The following is a 21,379-nucleotide window of genomic DNA, read 5'->3' as shown; positions in this document are numbered from 1 at the left end:
AATTTTGAAAAGATTCTAACTAAAAGGTAGATGATTCTGACTAAATTCATGATGATTCCGCCCAAACACATCCATAGACTGACAAAAAGCCAGAATTGAGCTTAACCTCAATTCTGGCTTTTAATATGTTTGGCTGCCTTCTGGTTTTCCCCTTCCCAAATGGTTTCGAAAAAAGGCTGCCCTTTAATAAGCTTTCCGCATAATTCTTCATGGTGTACACTCCAGCCATGAGATGCACCATAGTACAGACGCTCCCATGCTTCTTCATTCGTTAATTCTTTTATAAAACGATATTCAGCAGGATTCCATTCTGTTAACCAATAACGAATTTCCTCTGGGTAATCCGAATGTTTCAACTCATCAAGAGCCATCATTAACAGTTGTTTCAATTGTCTTTCTCGTCTAGTTAATCCAGACATTTTTTTTGGTTCTAATGAAAGAATATGGTATTCTTTGGTTACTAGCTCATCCACTCTGTATGATGCTGGTTTTTTACCATGGACCATTTCAAATACAAGTCGTTCCTGTCGTGGAATTAATCTGCTTTTTTTAACAGGTAACGTGTAACCTAGTGTATCAAAAACAATTACATCCTGTCCGTTTGTCACAACAGCGGCGTATTCAATCGTATGTCGTTCTTGATTTTTCTTCATATAAGTTCTTTTTTGTACATCTTGCAGTAATGACATTGGTAAATCCTGTAAATCGTTTTGGATACATTCAAAAAGCTGGTCTTCAATAAGTAATAATGGAATTTGATCGACAATCTCTATTCCATCCTCTTTCCGCCACTCGTGGAACCTGCAAACATTATAACCATTCTCTTCTCCTTCAAACCAGTTAACCCATAAATCGTGCATATATAACATCTTGCACCCTCACTTTCTAACAGTGATCTCTTTAGGTTACATTATGACCAATACTGGCTTTTTTATTCTTTGAATCCATTATTTAGTAAAGGAATCATTCATTAATAAGATGGCAAAAGATATAAGCACGATCCCAATGGGGAATAAGTAGCATTCCGGACGGGACCTGATAAATAGTAAAAATTCTATCCAGGTTAATCCTGCGGGAATAAGGTTTAAGTAGGTAATCGTTACTGTTCCGCCTGCCACAGAGAATCCAAATCCTATTAAAAATAATAGCCACCGCACCATTGCTTGTCCTCCCGATCTTGTCCCTTTCTTTATTCTATGAAAACTTACCTGTGGACATGCTTTTCATTAATCGAGGATTTCATACATAATTCCCCTTTACTTACACCGAAAATACAGGTAAATTTAATGGAGGAGCTTTCAGGATAGAAAGGATGATATATATGACAGCTAAGCGCTCCGTGCGTAGACGAAAGAGGCGTTTACGTAAAAAGAGGCTGTTCGTAGCTGCGTTGCTTTTAATTTTCATTATTACCCTTGGTTATTCAGGTTATCAATATATGATGGGGAAACAAGAGTCCCTAGGAAAGGTATCTGGGGAAGATGGTGAAGTTCAACTAGATGAAATCTCTAGTAAATATAAAGATGAATTTAAAGGGGTTGACAATCATGATGGGAAAACAAACGTTTTGCTATTGGGTGTTGACCAGCGCGGCAGTGAGACTCCACGTTCAGACACGATTATGATCGCACAATATGATCCCGAGAACGAAAGTGCTAAACTCGTCTCGATTATGAGAGATACGTTCGTTAATATTCCAGGTCATGGATACAACAAGATTAATGCAGCATTTGCCTTTGGCGGACCTGAACTATTACGCCAAACCATTGCTGAGAACTTCGGTATTAAAACAGAATACTACTCAATTATTGATTTTACTGGATTTACACATATTGTGAATACATTAGCTCCAAGTGGTGTAAAAGTTGATGTGGAGAAAGACATGCAGTATAAAGGTGGAAAAGACACCAACATTAACTTGCAAGCAGGTACGCAAAGGCTAAACGGTGATGAACTTCTCGGTTACGCACGATACCGCAGTGACTCAAGAGGCGACTTTGCCCGTGTAGAAAGACAACAAAAAGTTATTAAACTGTTAAAGGATGAACTTCTATCGTTTAGTGGTGTGTTGAAAGCTCCTCGTCTAATTGGAACGATTCAGCCTTATGTTGATACGAATATGGGAAATGCCAAAATCTTAACACTTGGAAAAGACTTTATCTTAAACCCTCCTAAAGATATTGAGACACTGAGTGTTCCTACAGATGATAATGTACAGAGTCTGCGTAAACCCTACCCTATTGGGCTAGTATTATCGCACGACGAACAGGAAACAGCACAAACAATTCAAGAATTTCTAAAATAAAACAAGGCAAGCTCCCAGAAAATACGAAACACAAAATAAAATCCCGATGCCGGAGCGGCATCGGGATTTTTTAATCATGATACTTTTGAAAAATTAGTGAAGCATTATGACCACCAAAGCCTAGAGAATTACTCATCACGATGTTTAACGCCTTTTCCCTCGCTTCATTGGGTACATAGTCCAAGTCACAATCAGGATCAGGTGTCTCATAATTGATTGTTGGCGGCATGATTCCCTCATTAATAGCTTTTAAGGAAATAATCGCTTCGATCGCACCTGCAGCTCCTAACAAGTGTCCTGTCATGGATTTGGTTGATGAGATCGCCAAGCTATAGGCATGGTCACTAAACACAGACTTAGCTGCAATCGTTTCAAATTTGTCATTAAGATCTGTTGATGTACCATGTGCATTTACATAATCGACCTGCTCAGGCTCAATGCCAGCATCGCTCAGTGCTTGATTCATTGCTCGAGATGCCCCTCCCCTTCTGGTGCTGGGGAAGTAATATGGTGAGCATCACCAGTTGAACCGTAGCCTGTCAATTCACCGTATATTTTTGCTCCACGTTTTTTAGCTGATTCAAGTGTCTCGAGGACAAGAATGCCTGCTCCTTCACCCATTACGAACCCGTCTCTGTTCTGGTCAAACGGTCGACTCGCTGTATTTGGGTCTTCATTCAATGAGAGGGCCCGTGCTGCAGCGAACCCTGCAAATGACATTTTATTCATAGGCGCTTCCGTCCCGCCTGCAATCATAACATCGGCATCTCCACGCTCAATTACTCTAAATGCATCGCCAATCGAATTGGCTCCTGAAGCACAAGCTGTTACCGTACAAGAGTTAATCCCTTTCGCTCCTAAAGAAATGGAAACTTGTCCGGCTGCCATATCTGGAATCATCATCGGGATAAAGAATGGACTAACACGACGATAGCCCTTCTTTTGAAAGGTTTCAAATTGGGATTCATATGTTCCCATGCCGCCAATTCCAGATCCAATCCACACTCCTGTTCTTGGTGCATTCTCTTCATTGATTTCTAAGCCCGCATCTTCTACAGCCATATGAGAAGCTGCCATTGCGTATTGAACAAATGGATCCATACGGCGCACATCTTTACGATCAATATACAAAGATGGGTCAAAATCCTTTAATTCAGCTGCAACACTGACTGGATAGTCTTCTTTGTTCACTTTCGTAATTTCACCGACTCCCGATTTTCCTGATTTAATACTTTTCCACATTTCATCGACTGTATTACCTACTGGAGTAACTGCACCCATGCCGGTAATGACGATACGACGTTTATCCATTACTATATTCCTCCTTGATTACTTACCCCACCTGAGTGCAACGGCGCCCCAAGTAAGTCCGCCACCAAATCCTACAAGTACGACAAGATCATTTTCTTTTATTTTACCTGCTTTTACTTCTTCTGACAAAGCAAGGGGGATCGAAGCTGAAGATGTATTTCCATATCTCTTCACAGATGTAGCCATTTTCTCTTCAGGAACACCAAGACGTTGCCTTGCTGCTTCCATAATTCGAATATTCGCCTGATGAGGGATCAAATAATCCACATCCTGCTCACTTAGCCCTATTTTTTTAATCACATTTACAGACGACTCAGGCATTTGTCTAACAGCAAATTTGAAAACCTCTCTCCCATTCATGTAAAGAAAGTCATCCTCTTTACCCTGATACAAATGAGGTCCTCCACTACCGTCAGAACCTAGCTCGAAGGACAGAATTCCTTTTCCCTCACTTACTGGCCCAACGACTGTCGCACCAGCTGCATCACCAAAAAGGACACAGGTGTTTCTGTCCTCCCAATTAGTAATTTTAGAAAGCTTTTCAACACCCACAACAAGGATGTTCTTATAGGCGCCATTTTCAATAAACTGCTTAGCGGTAATGAGTCCATACATAAAGCCAGAGCACGCAGCGCCTACATCCATAGATGCTGCGTGCTTTGCACCTAAGCGATTTTGCAGCATGTTTGATACGGATGGAAATGGTTGGTCAGGTGTAACCGTAGCTACTACAATCATGTCCAATTCTTCAGCTTTAACTCCTGCATTTTCAAGTGCACTCTCAGCTGCATGAAAAGCCATATCAGATGTGTCCATATCATCAGATGCAATTCTTCTCTCCTCAATCCCCGTACGTGTGCGAATCCACTCGTCACTCGTCTCGACAATTTTCTCTAAATCTTGGTTTGTTAATACCTTTTCCGGTACGTAATGACCCGTTCCGATGATTCCAGCATTCATTATGTTCATCCCCTTAAAGGTAAGATCTTATAGTGTGTGTTCAAAAAGTTGACGAATGAGAGACAAGAAGTTCGAGGCGCGAAAGTTTTGAGGACCACAGCGTATGCCTTTCCTACGTGAGGACCGGAAAAACCGAGCAACGAAGACATTCGCCGTTTATCATTTGGTGACTTTTTGAACATCCTCTTATAGCAAATATTATGACTTGGTACTAATTTTAATTCATATCTATTTTTTCTGCAAGTAAACAAAGTCTGCATTCATAGGCATGTTAATCCCACATCTTTAGGATTGTCAGCATATCGTAAAAAAGGAGGTGATTATCATTGAAGAAAGAGACTCCTTCGCCTTTTGATTCATTTATGTGGGGAGAAAAACCTGAATCTAGTAAACCTGCAGATACGGAAAATAAAGTAGAGACAGAAAGTCAAGCCGATTGGTCCACTATTATAAAGGAAGTTCAGAATACCTGGGTCGCTGTTTCCCCCTTGGTACAACCGCTTCTTAAAAAATTCAAGAAATAAGAAAGAGCTCAGAAGCATCTCGCTTCTGAGCTTTATTGGTTAGGTAATTGACCCGTTTCCTCGTAGCTTTTTACAGTATTATCCATTACAAATTGAAACTTTTCAGGAACCACGGGACTATATTCGCCCATTTCTATTGCTCCTTCCTGAAAACCAAAACGAATGACCTTACCTGGTAACTCACCTGCCAAAAACTTCTCCATCGTAATATTATAAACACGGTCAACTCGCTGCACAGTACTTGTCAGAACAGTATTCTCCGCAACGAAGGACTGATCTGATACATAACCGATCCCATAATGGGCATCGTCTTGGATTTCACGAATTAATGGGATATTAAACATATCCCCAGCTGGATAGAATACATCTGCTCCATTTGCTTCCATTTGGTTGTACAGTTGAATCGCCTTCTCCGTGTCTTCCCAGTTATTTGTATAGGTAATATTAATATCAGCCTCTGGATTTTGGAATTTAGCTCCTTCATAAAATCCTTCTACCTCGGGCTGCCACTGAAAGGCTGCTATTAAGCCAATTTTATTGGTTTCTGTCATTTCTCCAGCAACCATGCCAGCAAAGAACCCCATGGCATTTGCACTGAAGTTTAAACTCGTAACATTATCAGCCGAAAACTGACCATTGAAATATATAAAATGAACTTCTGGATAGGATTGATGAAGATCTTGAAAGTAACTGCCATATGCATTACCATGACCGAAAATAACATTTATCCCTTTATCAACAAGTTCAGCAACAGCTTGAGTTGTTTGAGATTCGGTTTTTATTCCTTCTTTAAAATAAACATCTACTCCGAAGTCCTTCTGAATAGACTGCAGACCTTTGTAACCTTGTTGCCCCCATGCTTGATCATGGATGGTAGTTTCAACAAGCATTCCTACTTTATCTGTATGTCCTGATGCAAATGGATGCTGACACCCCGATAGCAGCATAAGTGTGATTAGAATCAAAATATAAAAAGTTTTCACCCGAAGCACTCCTATTAACCTTCATTCACTCCTTTATTTTACATGCTTCTGCCTAATGAAGTAAATGTGTATATGTGCTTATAAGGTAAAATTATCCACCTCTTCTCTAAACTTTTGATAGGTTTGCCACACATTTTCAAGATGACCTTTGTCCTCACCTCGGGAAAAACGCTGGTCATCTAGGCGAAAAACATCTCCATTGCTCACATACTTAAATATTTCTTTAATAAAATCCTCCACATAGACTGCCCGAGAATTTATCACCCAATGACGAAATTCTTCGTATGTGTCTGCTTGAATATCCATCCACTCCCCGTATAGTTGAGGAAGCTCGACACATAACCTGTTTGATGTGCGCCCATTGGGACAAATCTCGATCATATCATTATAAATATACAGTCGTTGATCCTCATAAGATTGGTGGCTATGATTTTCACGATCTTCTCCCGTGCTAAAATGCTGAAAGTTGCTATTTCGACCGACGCTCATATACAAATGTTCTTTAACCTGTGTATCGATTTTGTCTATTCCTATTACTTCCCTGCCGTCTTGGAGTAAATGTTGAATACAGTGATATCCAATCCAATGAAAACAATTATATATAATAGAAACCATATCTATTTCCCCCTTTTCACCTCACATTTTATTCGGAAACTGCTTGCCTCATGCTAAATCAAGCGATTTCATATTTATTTTTCATGAAGACTCTGGTAGAATGAATAAAGAATGTGTGAAAATGAGGTGAATATCCATGCGGATTGTTATGACGATAGTGTGGGCCTTCTTGTTAAGCCTAATGACAGCATATGTCATCAGTAATATGACTGGAACAGGTTTTTCTTTTCTTCAAGTAATGGTTATGACCATTTTGTTCGGTGGCACCACTATTGTGCTTGGTGAAGGGATCATTAAAGAAGAAGAAGCCTAATATTTGAAAGAAAACGCTGCTACTTATGTATGTTAGTAATAAGCAGCGTTTTTTTGTTGCAATAGTGTAGGGGATCATTTTTCTAACACGTCTATAGGTTAATAAAGAATAGCACCCTGTTCGCTATTCTTCTGTCCATGAAGGAGGAATACATACATGCAGGAATTTTGGTTGTTAATTAAGTATTTATTTTTAGGGTTATTCCAGGGAGTTACAGAACCTATACCGATATCTTCCAGCGGTCATTTAGTCATTTTACAGTCATTAATGAACTTGGAAATCGAAGGTATTGAATTTTTAGTTTTAGTGAATTTCGGATCGCTCATAGCTGTTCTTATAATTTATTTTGACGACATTATTCGTTTATTTAAAAATAGCATCGGCTACCTAACTTCTAAGGATACCAGACAAAAAGACGATTTCGAGTTTGTATTATATTTATTTATTGGTACCGTACCAGCTGGTGTTCTAGGTATATTATTTAAAGACTTTTTCGAACAGCTTGAATACGTTGAAACGGTTGCTATTGCTCTAATCATAACTGGGATTGCCCTGTGGATTATTCGTAACATCCGCGGCAGTAAAGGAGAAGGCATGCTAACGTGGAAAGATGCGATTATTGTAGGCTTGGCCCAAGCTGTCGCATTAATTCCAGGCATCAGCCGGTCAGGAGCTACCATTGTAGCAGCCATGCTGCTTGGGATGAAGCAGCAAACGGCACTGCGTTTCTCGTTCCTGCTTTATATACCTGTAAGTTTAGGGACGATGCTTCTTTCGGTAGATGATTTACTGGCAGATGATTTATCGACATTTTGGTTACCTTATTTGCTTGCGTTTATTGCATCTGTCTTCGCTTCTTACTTTTCACTTAAATGGTTTATGAATATTATGGAACGAGGAAATTTAAAATATTTTGCTTTCTATTGCTTCATTGTTGGAGGACTTGTATTAATTTTCCTTTAAGAGGATGTTCAAAAAATCACCAAATGATTAACGGCGAATGTCTTCGTTGCTCGGTTTTTCCAGTCCTCACGTAGGGAAGACATACGCACGCTGTGTGATCTTCAAAACTGTCGCGTTTCGATCTTCTTGCGACGCACAAGGAACGTGCTCGTGTCGACTTCGGAACAGGAAGTAGACGATTTTTGTCGACGTTCTCATTCGTAAGGATATAATACGTTAACTTCCTCTTTAGTTGAGGCCATTAAAAAATTGCAATGCTTTTCAATACAAGCCAACGTGATCTTTGCGTATTTAGCTTGTTTTATGCACGATTTAAAGCCATATATGCATATTTACAATTTTCCCTTCTATATTATGCCTTGAAGCTCATGGGGTGTTTCATATCTGAATTAACATAAAATGGCTTCCGACTTTGGATGATATCCAAAATCGGAAGCCATTTTATGTTTCCCACCATAATTTTCAGTGTCCTTCTGTTTTATTGGTGTAGTTATAAAATTAAATTGGTATAAGGTAAGGCTGCCAGTATTTTTGGAAATAAAGGCAGCCTTACCATTGCCTGTCCTGTTTATCCACCGCTAACTGGAGGAATGAATGCGACCACATCCCCTTCGCCTATCTTTTGCAGATTATCTGCATATTCTTCGTTAATTGCAGTCATTGCCTCATTAAGGCGATCCAACTGAAACTGTTTCCCTATATATTCTTTTACTTCAGTAACCGTTTTTCCAGTCACATCTACCTTCAAACTTTCTTGTCCGACTTTCTCTTGTAAATCGGCAAAAAATAAAATGCGATTCATTTCATATCCTCCTTCTTTGGTGAACCTTCTGGATATGTTTTGGTTTCCTTCTGATCACCGATCCATGCTTCCCCATCTTCCCAGTGTTCCTTTTTCCAAATGGGTACGATTTCTTTCATTCGCTCTATGGCGTAACGACTCGCATCATATGAATCGGCCCTATGAGGAGTGGAAACAGCAATGACTACAGCAATGTCTTCTATCTCTAAACGACCGATCCGATGCCCGATAGCTGTTCTAGCATCCGGCCAGCGTTCCTCTATTTCTTGACCAAGCTGTTCAAGCTTTTTCTCTGCCATTGGTAGATAAGCTTGGTACTCTAAATGAAGTGTTCGTTTTCCATATGTAAATTCTCTTACAGTACCTACGAATGTATTAATCGCGCCAGCCTCACGTCTAGAGACGAGCTTAACAACTTCTTCGATAGAAATGGGTTGGTCTGTAATCCAAAACTGCTTATTCATCGTCTTCCCTCCCCTTCATGATGCTATATATATTTTCAATCGACTGCTTCCATTCATCCATCGCAAAGACGGGTACCTCCAGATGTTTTACCCATTCCAGGTCCCACGTCAATACAAAAGCAATTTGCTCTAGATTCAATAATCGCAGATCTGATTCCTCTTTTAGAATAACTGCTTTCCTGTAGGCTTCCTTTTTAAAGCCTTCTATAAGGATTAAATCGGGTCCAAACGACTGATAAAGGTCAATTAACCACCCCAGGGGAGGACTTTGTTTATGATTGTATTCTAACTGAAAGGTATCAGCATTATCTACACCTGTTAAAAACGATCCAGCCTTTTGCAAACGGTAGCTATCGGTCTCGGTATGCATCGGTTCAAGCGGCTGTTTATGAGCGTGGTGCTTAACCGTTGCAACTTGATCACCAATCGTTGAGCCATATGCAACCAGATCGCATAACACCGTCGTTTTCCCGCTATTTTTATAGCCTACGATCTGAAAAGTAGGTGCTTGATTCATTCCCTATCATCCTTTACTGAAGGAATTAGAACGCCTTGTCCGGCCCGCGGCATAGGATGTTTGTTTATAGCTTCTTAAGTATTGAAAAACCCCCGCCATCTTGGGGCAGGGGCTTCCATGTTAATCAATCAGGTATGCCGAGAGCAATTTTAGCATAACGGCTCATACGGTCTTTCGTCCATGGCGGATTCCAAACAATATTGACAGTGATTTCATTTACTTCCGGAAGATCAGCAAGTACACGTTTTACATCTTGTTCAATATGACCTGCTAATGGACAGCCCATTGCCGTTAATGTCATTGTTACTGTTGTATTACCGTTATCATCCATATCGGCTCCGTAGACGAGGCCAAGATTAACGATATCGATACCCAGCTCAGGGTCAATGACATTTTCCAGGGCGCCCATGATATTTTCTTCAAGTGCGGTATCCACAAGTATTTCCCCCTTCACACATTAGTTCTACTCTATTATAAACAAATTTCTTCTGATATTAAACCTCTAACCCTTGGCTAAAGGACAATTTCAATCCAGTTCACCATTTCTTTAATGGCAAAACGGCTCACTTTATGGTCCCGGCCTACTTCACGAAGGAAGCGAATGTTTTCAGGATTTTTATAATACTCAATCGCCTGATTGTAAAAATCGTAAGAATGTTCGTATGGCACGACTGGATCTGCATCACCATGCCAGAAGAATAACGGCCGTTCTTGCAGCTTATCCATTTGTACGGATAAATCGACAGCTCCTAGTGAATCGTATAAGTAATCCAGCTCTTCTTTACTAAGAGGAAGCTCGATGCCCGTCATTTCAACATCTTTAATTAACTTTTGTGCAAATTCAACAGGCTTAGGCGATCCCATCATAACAGCAGCGGCCTGAATCCAAGGGTAGATGGTTAACGCGGCACTTGTTGTTACACCGCCCATGGAAGTACCACCAACACCAAAACGGTGATCTTTAATGAGATTTTGGCGATCAAGTTCTGATTTTATATCCTTGAGATCTTTTAGATTTTGATTCACAATATCCCAAAATTTAAAGTTTAATTCTCGTTTAGTAAGCTGCTCTTCCTCTCTATCTCCGTGATACAAACTGTCAGGTAAAATAACACGATAGCCTTTTTCTGCAAGTAAATAAGCTTGTGGCAAGTTGTGTTCTTTGGCAGAGGTAAACCCGTGAAAATATGTAAACACAGGAAGCGGTTTCTCTCGCTTCTCATCTTCAACAATAACTAGTCCAGGGATGTCATTAAACTTCTCTCGATAGATGCTAATCATACATTCGAATCCTTTCTACTGTCTAGTTTTTACTTTCTTTTAACATGCATCTAACAATTATTGTGTAGTATAATCGTAACACTGCTTCTATTAATTTGGAAAGTATTAGGTTTTCAGGGTAACATCTCTTTACATAAAGCCTTTATAACCGCTAAACTTAATGATATATAAACGAGGTGAAGGATATGAAAAAACAACATTTAATTGCACTTGATTTAGACGGAACATTATTAACAGATGCGAAAACAATCAGCCCACAAACGAAAGCAATGGTATTAACCGCTATTGAAAACGGACATATTGTAGCCATTGCTACTGGTCGTCCACACCGGGCCAGTATCGATTTTTACCATGAGCTCGGGTTGGACACCCCCATGGTAAACTTTAACGGAGCATTGATTCACCATCCTAGAGATGAACGCTGGGATGCCTTGCATTCTCCACTATCCATCCGTATTGCTCGTAAAATTATTCATACTTGCCAGGAAATTGGTGTAAAAAATATTTTAGCTGAAGTAATGGATGACGTTTATTTGGATCGCCATGATGAAGAAATTATGGAAATTTTCCACACGACAGATGATAACCCTGTAACAATCGGTGGTCTGAAGCAAAACCTAACAGAAGACCCAACTTCCCTGCTTATTCACCCAAAAGAAGGACAAATTCAGACATTACGTGAAGAATTGGATGTACATGCCTCATTGATTGAACATAGAAAATGGGGTGCTCCATGGCATGTAATTGAGATTGTTCGGGCTGGAATGAATAAGGCGGTTGGTTTAGAAAAAATCGCTCATTATTATCATATCCCGAAAGAACGAATTATTGCATTTGGTGATGAGGATAATGATTTCGAAATGATTGATTTCGCTGGTGTCGGTGTAGCGATGGGTAATGCGATTGACGAGCTTAAAGATCTTGCTAACTATGTAGCAGATACGAACGAAAACAACGGAATCGCTGAATTTTTAGCCGAGTACCTACAATTGGAGAGGAAAGCGATTTAAGTAAATTATTACCTAGACTAGAGAGTGAGGAGTCAGCCATACTAAGCTTGGACGCGAAAGAAGCGTTCAGGCTTTTTTAGTGACAGGAGGGCTTGTCATGGATAAGAAAAAGCAAAAAGATGACAAACGCTGGGTGGAAGTTAAACCATTTGAAGAGAGTCAGATGGAGCCAAAGAGGCTGACGGATGCTAAGCGTAAAGAGATCGAAGCTGATCAGCATACTGTAGGAGGGTTTTAAAATGGAAAATTCCCTATTTAATAACGCAAAGAAAGCTGTTAGCCGCTTCACACAGAAAAATCGTGAAGGAAACCATGTCACGAACCAACAAGATATGCAAGCAGCCAAACAGGCGATTCAATCTGCATATAGCCAGTGTTCTCAAGAAGAGAAGCAACAGCTACAGCAGTTAGAACAGCAGCTTGACGCTGAACATCAAAACATGCGTTAATTCACGTCATGAGGATCAGACCACTTTGTTGGTCTGATCCTTTTTTACAGACTTGTTATTCCCCAGGAAATAACAAATGGAAAGGTAAAAAGTTCTAATATGCTTCTTGCTTTCTTAATTCTTTTAGTAAGTCTTCTAAAACTTGACGCAGTTGTCGATTGTTTCCCTCGAGCATTCTAAAGTATAGGGCACGTAACAGGTGTTTACAGTTATTAATGATAATATCCTCGTTTGGATTATCCCAGCTTTCGCGTTCATAAAGCAGTGTTTCAATCCATTCTAACTGTTCATTAGGTTCAATCTTCTTGAACATAGTTAAAATAGCTGTAACCATTCTTTCTTCTTCATCAAACAAATATGGCTGATCAATTAAAAATTGCGTACGAATAATCGGAAGCATTTGTTTTACTTCCTCTGACGTGATCTCATCGCAGGCCGCAACACTATCTAATGCATCGGCAGCATGGGCCATCGCATGAGCCCACCCCTTCCCCTGTACATAGCCTCTATGGTCTGATTCTTGCTGCATGTATTTTTTCAGATTATCCCAAACCCTGTGAATCTCTTCTTCCTTAAGAAAGGGTTTTTCCCGATGTTTTTTCATGATCGGTGGGATTAGCAGGACAGAGAAACTTCTTTTAAAAACAGCATCCTCTTCCTTCTTAGACATTCCAATTCGGTAAAACAAATAATTTTTATTTAAAACGGATTGTAGAATGTTCCTCAACTGTTCATTATTGTAATGGCCTCGTTCAATAAAGGCTGTAAAGATCGAATGAATTAAATCATCACGAAGAACAGGATGAACAGAGCCAATCCTTTGAAGCATCATTGTTGTTAATTCCTGCAGGCTTTTACCTTCAGGCAACAAAAAATCGTTGGCCTTTATTGGTTGTAGCACATCGATCAATTTGGTCTCCATTAAATCCCTCCCTAAAGTGTATTTATTGTACCATATAGCATTATAAATAACGCAAACATTATGCTGTCAGTTTAGTCTATGATCATTTTCTGCTAAAATAGGTGAGACAAGTAGTAGAGGAGGAACTTTGATGGCTATTAAAATTGAAGAAACACCAAATCCGAATGCAAGGAAGTTTACCACAGACTCATTAATTTTCACAGGTGATGGCAGCGTGTCTGTTATGCCTGGTCAAACGAGCGAACACTCCATTATGAATGAATTGATGGCACTTGATGGTGTTGATAATGTATTCGGGTTTCAAAATTTTATCACAATAAACAAATTACCAAATGCAGACTGGGAGACACTTACTCCTAAAGTAGAAGGCTTGCTTTCAGAAAAAGGGTATTAAAAGAACAAAAGCGTAAGTGAGTCGGTAGACACGACAGAGAAAGTTCGGCTAAAACGAAACGTCCTGTGGGGCATGTGCCATCGCCGAACTGTCCTGGGGCCTGTGAATCCACAGAGGGCGATTGACTAGGCTTTCGTGTCTTGCGGCTTGCGCTGGATGTGGCTAACTTTATGTAAGCTTCCACAGGCAAATATTTTATAATTTCCAGACCACAACAAAAGGCTGAGATGTGACGTGTCACATCTCAGCCTTTCTTCTACCCATTTGAATCGAAATTCTCTAGAGGAACGTAATTCATATTGACAGGCTGATCGTTTTCATCAAGCTGGTAAATAGTCATGACGAGTGCACCTTGATCAGGTAATTTTTCTTCCGTTATGTCGATCTGAATATCAAACGAGGACCATTCTGGTGCAGCTTTATCCACTTGAACCTTCTCCTTATCAATAAGGATATTGTGACCATTATCGACACTATAATAAAACGTCCCTTCATTTACACTGGCTTCTCCGGAAACGGAATAATTCCCCTTCTCACCCTTTAACGTAAAGTTGCGAAATGCCTCATTACCAACAGCTATGTTTTGTGCTGTATGAGGGGAGGCTTCTGCATTTGCTTCTTGCTCTGATTCAGGGCTATTTTTGTCTTCAACTTCCTCCCCTACTGCAAATGATTTTGTCATTTGAAACGGATGAGATTCAAGAGATTGATCATTAATTGTAGTGACTAGGAAGACCATACGAGCCTCATATTGTCCCTTTTCAAGTTTCTTTTTGACCTGTTCTTTTGCTTCAAGGACCCCTCCTGGTTGTAATTCCTTTGTCGTCAAGCTTTGTGAAAAAACTTGTCCTTCTGAATATTTGTACACTGTGTCTCCTGCTTCATTCACGATTGTAATTTCGTACAGCTGACTGGAATTAAACCCAAGAATAGCAGCTTCCTCCGCCTCGTTTGTTAGCGAAAACTGAATATCTACTTGACTTTCTGAAGCCTTTACATTTGCCTCAAACGTAAGCTGTTCAATAAAAGAGACTACATTATACTCAGGACTAGAGTTCTCACCATTGTTTTGTGTCTGTTCATCATTATTCATATCCCCATCCCCACCTGCTGTTGATTCTGACTTTGGTTCTGAGCACGCTACTAGCAAGATAACCATTAGACCTATCATGATAGGAAACAGTTTTTTCAGTATCATCACATCCTTTTTACAGACTCATCCCCATTATTATTTGTCATCTTTTCTAAAGAAACCAAATATTCCTGTTGTTTGCACAATATTTGTAAAGGCTTGTGGATCCACCTCTGTAATAATGTGCTGTAAATCATACAATTCATACCTGGTAATGACCATTACAAGCATATTCTTATCCTGCTGGGTAAATGCCCCTTTAGCAGGTAATGTAGTAATTCCTCTTACCATTTTAGCATGAATAGCCTTCTCTAAGTCAGCCGCCTTTGTTGTAATAATCATAGCTGTAAGTTTCTCATGACGTGTATGAACTGCGTCAATAACTCGTGTCGTAACATAGAGAGTTAACAAAGTGTACAACGCATTTTCCGGCTCATACAAAAGACCGGCTACAGCAATAATCACACTGTTTATAATAAGAAAGTATATCCCGATTGGACGGTCCTTCATACGTGATAAGATCATGGCAATAATATCAAGACCGCCGGTAGAAGCCCCCCATTTTAGTGTAATACCAACGCCGACTCCACCGATAACACCACCGAATACGGCATTTAATATAATATCTTGTGACAGCTGCTGAACTGGAATAAGCTCAAGGAAAAGTGTTGTAAATACAACAGAGATGACACTATAAACGGTAAATCCTCTTCCAACTTTAAACCAGCCTAGTATCGCAACAGGAATATTAAGTATGAATAAAAGCAACCCTGTACTCACACCTGGCACATGTAAAATATCTTGAAAAATACTAGTTAATAACTGGGCAACCCCAGTGAATCCACTAGCGTAAACATTTGCTTCAATTAAGAATAAATTTAAAGAAGCCGCATTTAAGACTGCTCCAAAAATTACAATGAATATTCGTTTAAATTCAAATGAAAACATAGCTACCTCCCTTTTACAACTTTCTTATAGAGCACTATTCTTTTTTATCACCGCTACCCTGCAAAATCAAGCCTTTATTTATGAATTCCCATAAATAGGCCCTAATAACCCTTCCTTTTGTGAAGGATATTGTTTTGACTTAAGATCCTCTTAAGCCTAAACTTAACATATACAAAAATAAAGGAATGTAGGTGAAAATGATGAGTGTACAAATTCTATGCGACTCCGCTAGTGACTTATCTGAAGAAACATTACATAAATATAACCTGGAGCGCGTTTCGTTAGGTGTAACTATTGGCAACGAAGAATATGAAGACGGCAAGACCATTTCACCAAAGCAAGTGTACAAATTGATGAGAGACGGTAAAGCACCTAAGACTTCACAGGTTTCCCCTAAAACCTTTCGTGACACCTTCACAAGTCATGTAGAAAATAATCAAGCCTTTATTTATTTTTCCGTGTCATCAGAACTTTCAGGAACATACCAGACAGCTAAGATGGTCGAGCAAGAGATAAAGGAAGACAACCCTGATGCTCAGTTTAATGTCATTGATACAAAAGCTGCCTCACTAGGTTATGGTCTTATTGCGATAAAGGCTGCTGAGTTAGCACTCAGTGGGGCGAGTTTCGATGAAATTGTTGAAACGGGAACCTACTATGCCAAGCATATGGAGCACATTTTCACAGTTGACGACCTTGAATACTTATATCGTGGCGGACGAGTAAGCAAAACAGCCGCCTTTGTCGGAAGCCTCTTAAAAATAAAACCACTGCTCCATGTAGAGGATGGCAAATTAATTCCGCTTGAAAAAATCCGTGGTGCTAAAAAAGTTCTTAAACGAATGATTGAAGTGATGGAAGAAAGAGGCCAATCTCTAGAACAACAGCGTATCGCGATCAGCCATGGAGACGACCTTGAAACGGCTGAAAAGTTCGCTGACATGATTAGAACGGAATGTGGAACGACCGATATTCACATTGATATGATTGGTTCAGCCATTGGCGCCCATGCGGGACCTGGCACAATCGCTTTATTCTTTTTAAATAACACCCCAAAATAGAAAATGACTGATTTTTTTTGCACATGTTTCACATTATAAAAAGAAGCGCGGGCACTCCCCTTTTAGCCCGTGCTTCTTTTTGCTTGGTGCCAGATAATCTACCAGCCCCAATCCTCCCTTATTCTATTGCTCACTCCGTCTGCTCCTTATGCTAATAGCAATGACACTACCTACAAACAAAAGCATCACTCCAACTACAAAAGCAATAAATGACCAATTGTATCCTTGGTCCGGTTCAATAACAAATACATCGGCTGTCTCCCGTTCCATTCCAAGCTTGTACATACCATCATCCGATTGACGAACAAGTCCATCCTGTAACAGTCCCCGCATTTGGCTATCATCGGGTAATTCTGTCAGCTCAACCGTTTGGGTTTCGGTTCCATTATTAATGGCAATAATCATTGATTCATCGTTATAAGTTCGTTTAAAAACAGCAAGCCCGTCTTGATTATGAAGTTCTTGGAAATTTCCTCTTGTTAAGGCAGGAAATTCATCCCGTATAGAGTTTAGCTTTTCAATTCGTTGGTTAAGTTCCTCGTTCTGTGCTTTAAAGTCCATCATTTTGCGATTAGCTGGGGGCTCACCGCCATCGAGTGGAATTTCAGTTCCATAATAGACCATTGGAATGCCTGGCGTTGTAAACAGATATGTTAAACCCAATTTCCAGCGTGTAATAGGATTTTGACCTGCTTTAACGGCTAACCTGGTAAACCGCGCACTGTCTTCATAATCGAGGAAATTGCCCAGGAGCAGAGGGGAATCATAATTCTGCTCACTTTGTTCCCAGACCTTATAAAGGTCATCTAGTGAGTGCCCAGGTTCTTTAAAAGTCTCTGAAGCTATTTGGTAAAATGGATAGTTCACAAAAGAATCTATCCCTGTTGATTGGTAGTCAGCGATCGTCTCTACATTACTATTTTTCACTTCACCTAATAGTAAAAAGTCCTCTTTAACAGTTTTCACATGTTGAGAAAAATCACCCCAAAACTCTTTAGGCACATAACTCACACTATCTAACCGGTAACCATCTATGTCGGTTTCTTCTATCCAAAATTCCGCTGCATCAAATAAGTATTGCCTCACCTCAGGATTTTCTGTGTTTAAATCGGGCAACCCTGATTTCCAGCCGTCTTCGCTTTGACCTCTTGTAGATTGCTGCTCATGGAACCAATTCTCCTTTCCCTCCTCATCAAGCCAAGGGTGATCCTTGCTTGTATGATTCACAACAAATTCAAATATTACCTTCATATCACGTTTATGGGCTTCCTCGACAAGCCGTTTAGCGTCTGCTAAGGTTCCAAAGTGTTCCTCAACAGCAGTAAAATCCTCCACCCATTTGCCGTGGTAGCCTTCTTCACTATTGGCCATAATCGGTGATAACGAAATTGTCGTAAACCCCATCTTCTTAATGTAATCAAGTTGTTCAATAATCCCCTGTAAATCCCCGCCATGATAAGCAATAGGATCTTCAGGATCAACATTATGATCGTTGCTATTGCTTCCATTCATAAATCGATCTACCATGATATGATAGATGCTTTCGTCCTGCCATGTTCGTTCTTCTTTTTCAACGGCACCAACCTTAGGGGCGCAAAAAAGAAGAAACGGGATGATCATGAGAATCGTTGCAAGTTTCCTCATCTCCGCTCCTCCTACTAGATATATTATGTACGCCTTTAAGGTTATCCCTTTGTACCTTCAGCCGTCAAACCAGAAATGAAGTCGTTTGACGAGAATTACCGCTGAAAGATGACTGTTCTAGGAATATATGCACGGTTTAATGAGGTATTTGCGTATTTGAGGGAGCTTTTTCGTATTTACAAATTTACCATATAGGCTTCTCTTCTACTTCAATAAAAAGTCCGCCCAACAGGGAAGGCCGCTGAAAAAGTGACGTTTGTTCACTTCAATAAGGAATGTATTTTACATTTTTGTTATGTATGAAATGTCCATATGATTTTTGTGTACAAAGACCTCAGATATACAATCTGATATCTGTGGCTCTCTTGGTCGGTTCCATTATAAAAAGAGACAGGGGGGTGAGGGGAACGATTCGTCGCCCTCACCCCTGTCTCTGTTCCTAACCTTTTTTCCAGATAACGGCTTTACAATTCAACAACCACATTTCCATTATTCCTGCAATCATGGATTCCATTATATAGAGAGTTTAATTAAACTTTTTCAGTGGTCTCCAATAGGGAAGACTTTTTGCTACTTTATACTGATGTGATACGTCTTTAACCAATGATTAATTTGGCATAAGTGTGCAATCAATTGTGGTCCTGCCATCAGCTGGCCAAACCAAGGTGTATCCATTGATGTTCCACCTGAGTCGTTAAGCTTAATAATTTCTTTGCGTTCAAATAGCTCAAACAGCGGCGACTGAGTGTCCGCAATAATTTCCTTCATCCACTCTTTTACACCTGCCGTATATTGCGGATGGAATGTTTTTGGATAAGGATTTTTCTTTCTAAATAACACTTTATCAGGCAAAATTCCTCGTAAGGATTCCCTTAGCAAACCTTTTTCCAGATCGCCCGTATGCTTCATTTTCCAGGGAATATTATACGCGTACTCAACAAGCCGATGATCACTGAATGGCACACGAACTTCTAAGCTCGCCCCCATACTCATACGGTCTTTACGCTCAAGCAATGTCTGCATGAACCAGTTCATATTTAAATAAAACATCTGTCTTTGTTTAGACTCGAGAGCATCTTCCCCATCTAGTAACGGTGTTTCATCTATTGTTTCTTGATAGCGTTTCAGCATATACCGCTCAATATTAATCTCACTTTTTAAATCTTGTCGAACAAGCTGATTTCGTTCAGCTAATGAGCGAAGCCAAGGAAACCCATTTCGATCACGGTCTTCTTTTCGGTAAAACCATGGATAGCCTCCGAAGATCTCATCCGCACACTCTCCTGAAAGGGCAACCGTTACGTGGCTTTTTATTTTTTCACAAAACCACAGCAGTGACGAGTCCACATCTGCCATCCCAGGTAAATCACGCAGCTCTACTGCCCTCTCCAGCCTTGAAATCAGGTCTTCAACTCCTGCTTCCATCGTCAAATGACTAGTTTTGTTTTGATCACTGATCAGTTTAATATATTCACCATCTTGATCAGGTTGAAAGGCATTCTTCTCGAAAAATTTCTCCTGTTCTTCATAGTCAATCGAGTACGTTTGCAGGCTTCCCTTTTGATTCTTTTTATAATGATCAGCTGCAATTGCCGTAATTGCACTTGAGTCCACTCCACCTGAGAGAAATGTTCCAAGCTTTACATCACTGACAAGTTGACGTTCAACCGCATCTGTAAACAGCTCTCTAACACGATCAACCGTTTCCTCCCATGTATCGGTATGCTCCTCACTTTTCACGTTCCAATAACGATCCACTTTCAGCTTTCCTTGTTCCCAAACAGCACAGTGCCCAGGGCGAAGTTCGTGAATATGATCAAAAATGCCATGTCCAGGTGTACGTGAAGGACCTAGGGCCAAAATTTCATGAATTCCCTCTTCAGAAATGCTTGCTTCGATAGAAGGGTGAGCCAATATGGCCTTTATTTCAGAAGCAAACATCAGTCCATCTTTCTGCTCACTAAAGAAAAGTGGCTTAACCCCAAGTCGATCTCGGGCAATAAAAAGCTTGGATCGCCTTGACTCCCATACACTAAAGGCAAAAATGCCATTTAGATGTTCAACACACTTTGCTCCCCATTCCATGTAACTGACGAGTACGACTTCTGTATCTGAATGAGAACGAAACGTCCACCCTGTTGACTTCAATTCCTCTCTCACTTCATCGGTATTGTACAACTCACCGTTATAACATAAGACATACTCTTCATTATTTGCTTCACGAACCATTGGCTGCCTTCCACCGTCTGGATCAACGACCACAAGTCGTTTGTGCCCAAACGCCGCAGGTCCCTGCACCCAATTTTGATAGTCGTCAGGACCACGGTGACTGAGTGTTTGAGCCATCCCATCGATTGTCTGCAACTTATTCCCTTCATTTGTCTGCAAATCAACCCATCCAACAATTCCACACATAACTCCACCATCCTTTTTGCAAAAAAAGCACTATATATCACTATATGATGAAGCCGTTAGTTGTGATGAAAAAAACTCTTGACACTTTTAATGATAATGATTATCATTATTAATAACAGCTATCTTCTGCCCCCAAAAAAATTAGCGGATGATACTGGAAAGACCAGTTTACCCCCTCTTTTCACATAAAAAATCCTGCATGCTCTAAGCATGCAGGATTTTTTCGTTTTAATCGTGCTCAAAAAGTTGACGAATGAGACGATGCGCGAAAGTTTTGAGGACCACAGCGTATTCCTTTCCTACGTGAGGACCGGAAAAAACCGAGCAACGAAGAAATTCGCCGTTGATCATTTGGTTACTTTTTGA

The 21,379-nt window shown here is 40.1% G+C and carries 24 protein-coding genes and 1 pseudogene; 9 read left to right on the top strand and 16 right to left on the bottom strand.

The genetic code is table 11. The annotated features are described in order from the left end of the window. Positions 1 to 107: 107 nt before the first annotated feature. Both MUO14_RS20830 and MUO14_RS20825 read right to left on the bottom strand, forming a co-directional pair. A complete protein-coding gene (locus MUO14_RS20830; protein ID WP_244752434.1) occupies positions 108 to 869 on the bottom strand; it encodes a DUF3603 family protein in 762 nt (253 codons plus the stop codon). A gap of 78 nt (positions 870 to 947) precedes the next feature. Beyond that, positions 948 to 1,160 (bottom strand): YuzI family membrane protein, encoded by a 213-nt coding sequence (locus tag MUO14_RS20825; protein WP_244752433.1) that lies wholly within the window; start codon positions 1,158 to 1,160, stop codon positions 948 to 950. Positions 1,161 to 1,321: 161 nt separating this feature from the next. On the opposite strand from MUO14_RS20825, the gene MUO14_RS20820 reads away from it, so the two are divergent. After that, the gene (locus tag MUO14_RS20820; RefSeq protein WP_244752432.1) at positions 1,322 to 2,305 is read left to right on the top strand and encodes an LCP family protein; all 984 of its coding nucleotides are present in this window, start codon (positions 1,322 to 1,324) and stop codon (positions 2,303 to 2,305) included. A 70-nt stretch (positions 2,306 to 2,375) separates the two neighbouring features. Here the strand turns inward: MUO14_RS20820 and fabF are convergent. Together fabF and MUO14_RS20810 are read right to left on the bottom strand one after the other, a co-directional pair. Next, a pseudogene (gene fabF, locus MUO14_RS20815) lies at positions 2,376 to 3,616 on the bottom strand (beta-ketoacyl-ACP synthase II). A gap of 18 nt (positions 3,617 to 3,634) precedes the next feature. Continuing rightward, complete coding sequence (locus MUO14_RS20810) at positions 3,635 to 4,576, bottom strand: beta-ketoacyl-ACP synthase III (RefSeq protein ID WP_244752431.1); 942 nt, start codon at positions 4,574 to 4,576, stop codon at positions 3,635 to 3,637. Positions 4,577 to 4,902: 326 nt separating this feature from the next. On the opposite strand from MUO14_RS20810, the gene MUO14_RS20805 reads away from it, so the two are divergent. After that, the gene (locus tag MUO14_RS20805; protein WP_244752430.1) at positions 4,903 to 5,100 is read left to right on the top strand and encodes a hypothetical protein; all 198 of its coding nucleotides are present in this window, start codon (positions 4,903 to 4,905) and stop codon (positions 5,098 to 5,100) included. Between the two features lie 32 nt (positions 5,101 to 5,132). Here the strand turns inward: MUO14_RS20805 and MUO14_RS20800 are convergent, their stop codons facing one another. Both MUO14_RS20800 and MUO14_RS20795 read right to left on the bottom strand, forming a co-directional pair. Continuing rightward, a complete protein-coding gene (locus MUO14_RS20800; RefSeq protein ID WP_244752429.1) occupies positions 5,133 to 6,083 on the bottom strand; it encodes a BMP family ABC transporter substrate-binding protein in 951 nt (316 codons plus the stop codon). A 78-nt stretch (positions 6,084 to 6,161) separates the two neighbouring features. Continuing rightward, on the bottom strand, positions 6,162 to 6,698 hold the full coding sequence (locus tag MUO14_RS20795) for a hypothetical protein (protein ID WP_244752428.1): 537 nt from the start codon (positions 6,696 to 6,698) through the stop codon (positions 6,162 to 6,164). Positions 6,699 to 6,834: 136 nt separating this feature from the next. Here MUO14_RS20795 and MUO14_RS20790 point away from each other — a divergent pair, with 136 nt between their 5' ends. Next, entirely contained in the window at positions 6,835 to 7,011 is a 177-nt protein-coding gene (locus MUO14_RS20790) for a DUF2929 family protein (RefSeq protein ID WP_244752427.1), read from the top strand. Between the two features lie 156 nt (positions 7,012 to 7,167). Further along, positions 7,168 to 7,974 (top strand): undecaprenyl-diphosphate phosphatase, encoded by an 807-nt coding sequence (locus MUO14_RS20785; RefSeq protein ID WP_244752426.1) that lies wholly within the window; start codon positions 7,168 to 7,170, stop codon positions 7,972 to 7,974. 568 nt (positions 7,975 to 8,542) lie between these two features. Here MUO14_RS20785 and moaD read toward each other — a convergent pair. The 5 genes from moaD to MUO14_RS20760 all read right to left on the bottom strand — a co-directional run bounded on the left by moaD (position 8,543) and on the right by MUO14_RS20760 (position 11,038). Continuing rightward, positions 8,543 to 8,776: a molybdopterin converting factor subunit 1 gene (gene moaD, locus MUO14_RS20780; protein WP_244752425.1), complete on the bottom strand. Its 234-nt coding sequence runs from the start codon at positions 8,774 to 8,776 to the stop codon at positions 8,543 to 8,545. Next, the gene (locus MUO14_RS20775) at positions 8,773 to 9,240 is read right to left on the bottom strand and encodes a molybdenum cofactor biosynthesis protein MoaE (RefSeq protein WP_244752424.1); all 468 of its coding nucleotides are present in this window, start codon (positions 9,238 to 9,240) and stop codon (positions 8,773 to 8,775) included. Before MUO14_RS20775 ends, moaD begins: the two co-directional genes overlap by 4 nt. Continuing rightward, positions 9,233 to 9,757 (bottom strand): molybdopterin-guanine dinucleotide biosynthesis protein B, encoded by a 525-nt coding sequence (gene mobB / locus MUO14_RS20770; RefSeq protein ID WP_244752423.1) that lies wholly within the window; start codon positions 9,755 to 9,757, stop codon positions 9,233 to 9,235. Before mobB ends, MUO14_RS20775 begins: the two co-directional genes overlap by 8 nt. Before the next feature lie 124 nt (positions 9,758 to 9,881). Next, positions 9,882 to 10,193 (bottom strand): metal-sulfur cluster assembly factor, encoded by a 312-nt coding sequence (locus MUO14_RS20765; RefSeq protein WP_079529396.1) that lies wholly within the window; start codon positions 10,191 to 10,193, stop codon positions 9,882 to 9,884. A 77-nt stretch (positions 10,194 to 10,270) separates the two neighbouring features. Then, entirely contained in the window at positions 10,271 to 11,038 is a 768-nt protein-coding gene (locus MUO14_RS20760) for an alpha/beta fold hydrolase (protein ID WP_244752422.1), read from the bottom strand. A gap of 185 nt (positions 11,039 to 11,223) precedes the next feature. Between MUO14_RS20760 and MUO14_RS20755 the strand changes: the two genes are divergently transcribed. From MUO14_RS20755 to MUO14_RS20745, 3 genes are all read left to right on the top strand, one after another. After that, the gene (locus MUO14_RS20755) at positions 11,224 to 12,048 is read left to right on the top strand and encodes a Cof-type HAD-IIB family hydrolase (protein WP_244752421.1); all 825 of its coding nucleotides are present in this window, start codon (positions 11,224 to 11,226) and stop codon (positions 12,046 to 12,048) included. A 97-nt stretch (positions 12,049 to 12,145) separates the two neighbouring features. Then, entirely contained in the window at positions 12,146 to 12,286 is a 141-nt protein-coding gene (locus MUO14_RS20750; RefSeq protein ID WP_244752420.1) for a hypothetical protein, read from the top strand. 1 nt (position 12,287) lies between these two features. Then, on the top strand, positions 12,288 to 12,497 hold the full coding sequence (locus MUO14_RS20745; protein ID WP_244752419.1) for a DUF3813 family protein: 210 nt from the start codon (positions 12,288 to 12,290) through the stop codon (positions 12,495 to 12,497). Positions 12,498 to 12,591: 94 nt separating this feature from the next. Here MUO14_RS20745 and MUO14_RS20740 read toward each other — a convergent pair whose 3' ends face one another. Continuing rightward, a complete protein-coding gene (locus MUO14_RS20740; RefSeq protein WP_244752418.1) occupies positions 12,592 to 13,419 on the bottom strand; it encodes a DUF2785 domain-containing protein in 828 nt (275 codons plus the stop codon). Positions 13,420 to 13,549: 130 nt separating this feature from the next. Here MUO14_RS20740 and MUO14_RS20735 point away from each other — a divergent pair, with 130 nt between their 5' ends. Further along, the gene (locus tag MUO14_RS20735; protein ID WP_244752417.1) at positions 13,550 to 13,813 is read left to right on the top strand and encodes a NifU N-terminal domain-containing protein; all 264 of its coding nucleotides are present in this window, start codon (positions 13,550 to 13,552) and stop codon (positions 13,811 to 13,813) included. Positions 13,814 to 14,069: 256 nt separating this feature from the next. Here MUO14_RS20735 and MUO14_RS20730 read toward each other — a convergent pair whose 3' ends face one another. Then, complete coding sequence (locus MUO14_RS20730; RefSeq protein WP_244752416.1) at positions 14,070 to 15,011, bottom strand: BsuPI-related putative proteinase inhibitor; 942 nt, start codon at positions 15,009 to 15,011, stop codon at positions 14,070 to 14,072. A gap of 30 nt (positions 15,012 to 15,041) precedes the next feature. Then, positions 15,042 to 15,893, bottom strand: coding sequence for a YitT family protein (locus tag MUO14_RS20725; protein ID WP_244752415.1), 852 nt, complete (start codon positions 15,891 to 15,893; stop codon positions 15,042 to 15,044). A gap of 200 nt (positions 15,894 to 16,093) precedes the next feature. On the opposite strand from MUO14_RS20725, the gene MUO14_RS20720 reads away from it, so the two are divergent. After that, complete coding sequence (locus tag MUO14_RS20720; protein WP_244752414.1) at positions 16,094 to 16,954, top strand: DegV family protein; 861 nt, start codon at positions 16,094 to 16,096, stop codon at positions 16,952 to 16,954. A 123-nt stretch (positions 16,955 to 17,077) separates the two neighbouring features. On the opposite strand, the gene MUO14_RS20715 is transcribed toward MUO14_RS20720, so the two are convergent. Both MUO14_RS20715 and asnB read right to left on the bottom strand, forming a co-directional pair. Further along, a complete protein-coding gene (locus tag MUO14_RS20715) occupies positions 17,078 to 18,598 on the bottom strand; it encodes an alpha-amylase family glycosyl hydrolase (protein WP_244752413.1) in 1,521 nt (506 codons plus the stop codon). 570 nt (positions 18,599 to 19,168) lie between these two features. Then, positions 19,169 to 21,013, bottom strand: coding sequence for an asparagine synthase (glutamine-hydrolyzing) (gene asnB / locus MUO14_RS20710; protein WP_244752412.1), 1,845 nt, complete (start codon positions 21,011 to 21,013; stop codon positions 19,169 to 19,171). Positions 21,014 to 21,379 lie beyond the last annotated feature (366 nt).

Source organism: Halobacillus shinanisalinarum, assembly GCF_022919835.1.
Classification (GTDB): Bacteria; Bacillota; Bacilli; order Bacillales; family Halobacillaceae; genus Halobacillus_A; species Halobacillus_A shinanisalinarum.
The sequence above is the reverse complement of the archived record's forward strand: the minus strand, read 5'-3'. Positions and strand labels throughout refer to the sequence as shown.

Bases quoted from the DNA above. Each gene is read 5' to 3' on its own strand.
- MUO14_RS20830 (WP_244752434.1), bottom strand. From the start codon at position 869: ATGTTATATATGCACGATTTATGGGTTAACTGGTTTGAAGGAGAAGAG.
- MUO14_RS20740 (WP_244752418.1), bottom strand. From the start codon at position 13,419: ATGGAGACCAAATTGATCGATGTGCTACAACCAATAAAGGCCAACGAT.
- MUO14_RS20760 (WP_244752422.1), bottom strand. From the start codon at position 11,038: ATGATTAGCATCTATCGAGAGAAGTTTAATGACATCCCTGGACTAGTT.
- MUO14_RS20715 (WP_244752413.1), bottom strand. From the start codon at position 18,598: ATGAGGAAACTTGCAACGATTCTCATGATCATCCCGTTTCTTCTTTTT.
- MUO14_RS20720 (WP_244752414.1), top strand. From the start codon at position 16,094: ATGAGTGTACAAATTCTATGCGACTCCGCTAGTGACTTATCTGAAGAA.
- MUO14_RS20775 (WP_244752424.1), bottom strand. From the start codon at position 9,240: ATGAATAAGCAGTTTTGGATTACAGACCAACCCATTTCTATCGAAGAA.
- MUO14_RS20795 (WP_244752428.1), bottom strand. From the start codon at position 6,698: ATGGTTTCTATTATATATAATTGTTTTCATTGGATTGGATATCACTGT.
- MUO14_RS20745 (WP_244752419.1), top strand. From the start codon at position 12,288: ATGGAAAATTCCCTATTTAATAACGCAAAGAAAGCTGTTAGCCGCTTC.
- MUO14_RS20750 (WP_244752420.1), top strand. From the start codon at position 12,146: ATGGATAAGAAAAAGCAAAAAGATGACAAACGCTGGGTGGAAGTTAAA.
- MUO14_RS20820 (WP_244752432.1), top strand. From the start codon at position 1,322: ATGACAGCTAAGCGCTCCGTGCGTAGACGAAAGAGGCGTTTACGTAAA.
- MUO14_RS20810 (WP_244752431.1), bottom strand. From the start codon at position 4,576: ATGAATGCTGGAATCATCGGAACGGGTCATTACGTACCGGAAAAGGTA.
- MUO14_RS20730 (WP_244752416.1), bottom strand. From the start codon at position 15,011: ATGATACTGAAAAAACTGTTTCCTATCATGATAGGTCTAATGGTTATC.
- asnB (WP_244752412.1), bottom strand. From the start codon at position 21,013: ATGTGTGGAATTGTTGGATGGGTTGATTTGCAGACAAATGAAGGGAAT.
- mobB (WP_244752423.1), bottom strand. From the start codon at position 9,757: ATGAATCAAGCACCTACTTTTCAGATCGTAGGCTATAAAAATAGCGGG.
- MUO14_RS20725 (WP_244752415.1), bottom strand. From the start codon at position 15,893: ATGTTTTCATTTGAATTTAAACGAATATTCATTGTAATTTTTGGAGCA.
- MUO14_RS20785 (WP_244752426.1), top strand. From the start codon at position 7,168: ATGCAGGAATTTTGGTTGTTAATTAAGTATTTATTTTTAGGGTTATTC.
- moaD (WP_244752425.1), bottom strand. From the start codon at position 8,776: ATGAATCGCATTTTATTTTTTGCCGATTTACAAGAGAAAGTCGGACAA.
- MUO14_RS20790 (WP_244752427.1), top strand. From the start codon at position 6,835: ATGCGGATTGTTATGACGATAGTGTGGGCCTTCTTGTTAAGCCTAATG.
- MUO14_RS20735 (WP_244752417.1), top strand. From the start codon at position 13,550: ATGGCTATTAAAATTGAAGAAACACCAAATCCGAATGCAAGGAAGTTT.
- MUO14_RS20755 (WP_244752421.1), top strand. From the start codon at position 11,224: ATGAAAAAACAACATTTAATTGCACTTGATTTAGACGGAACATTATTA.
- MUO14_RS20825 (WP_244752433.1), bottom strand. From the start codon at position 1,160: ATGGTGCGGTGGCTATTATTTTTAATAGGATTTGGATTCTCTGTGGCA.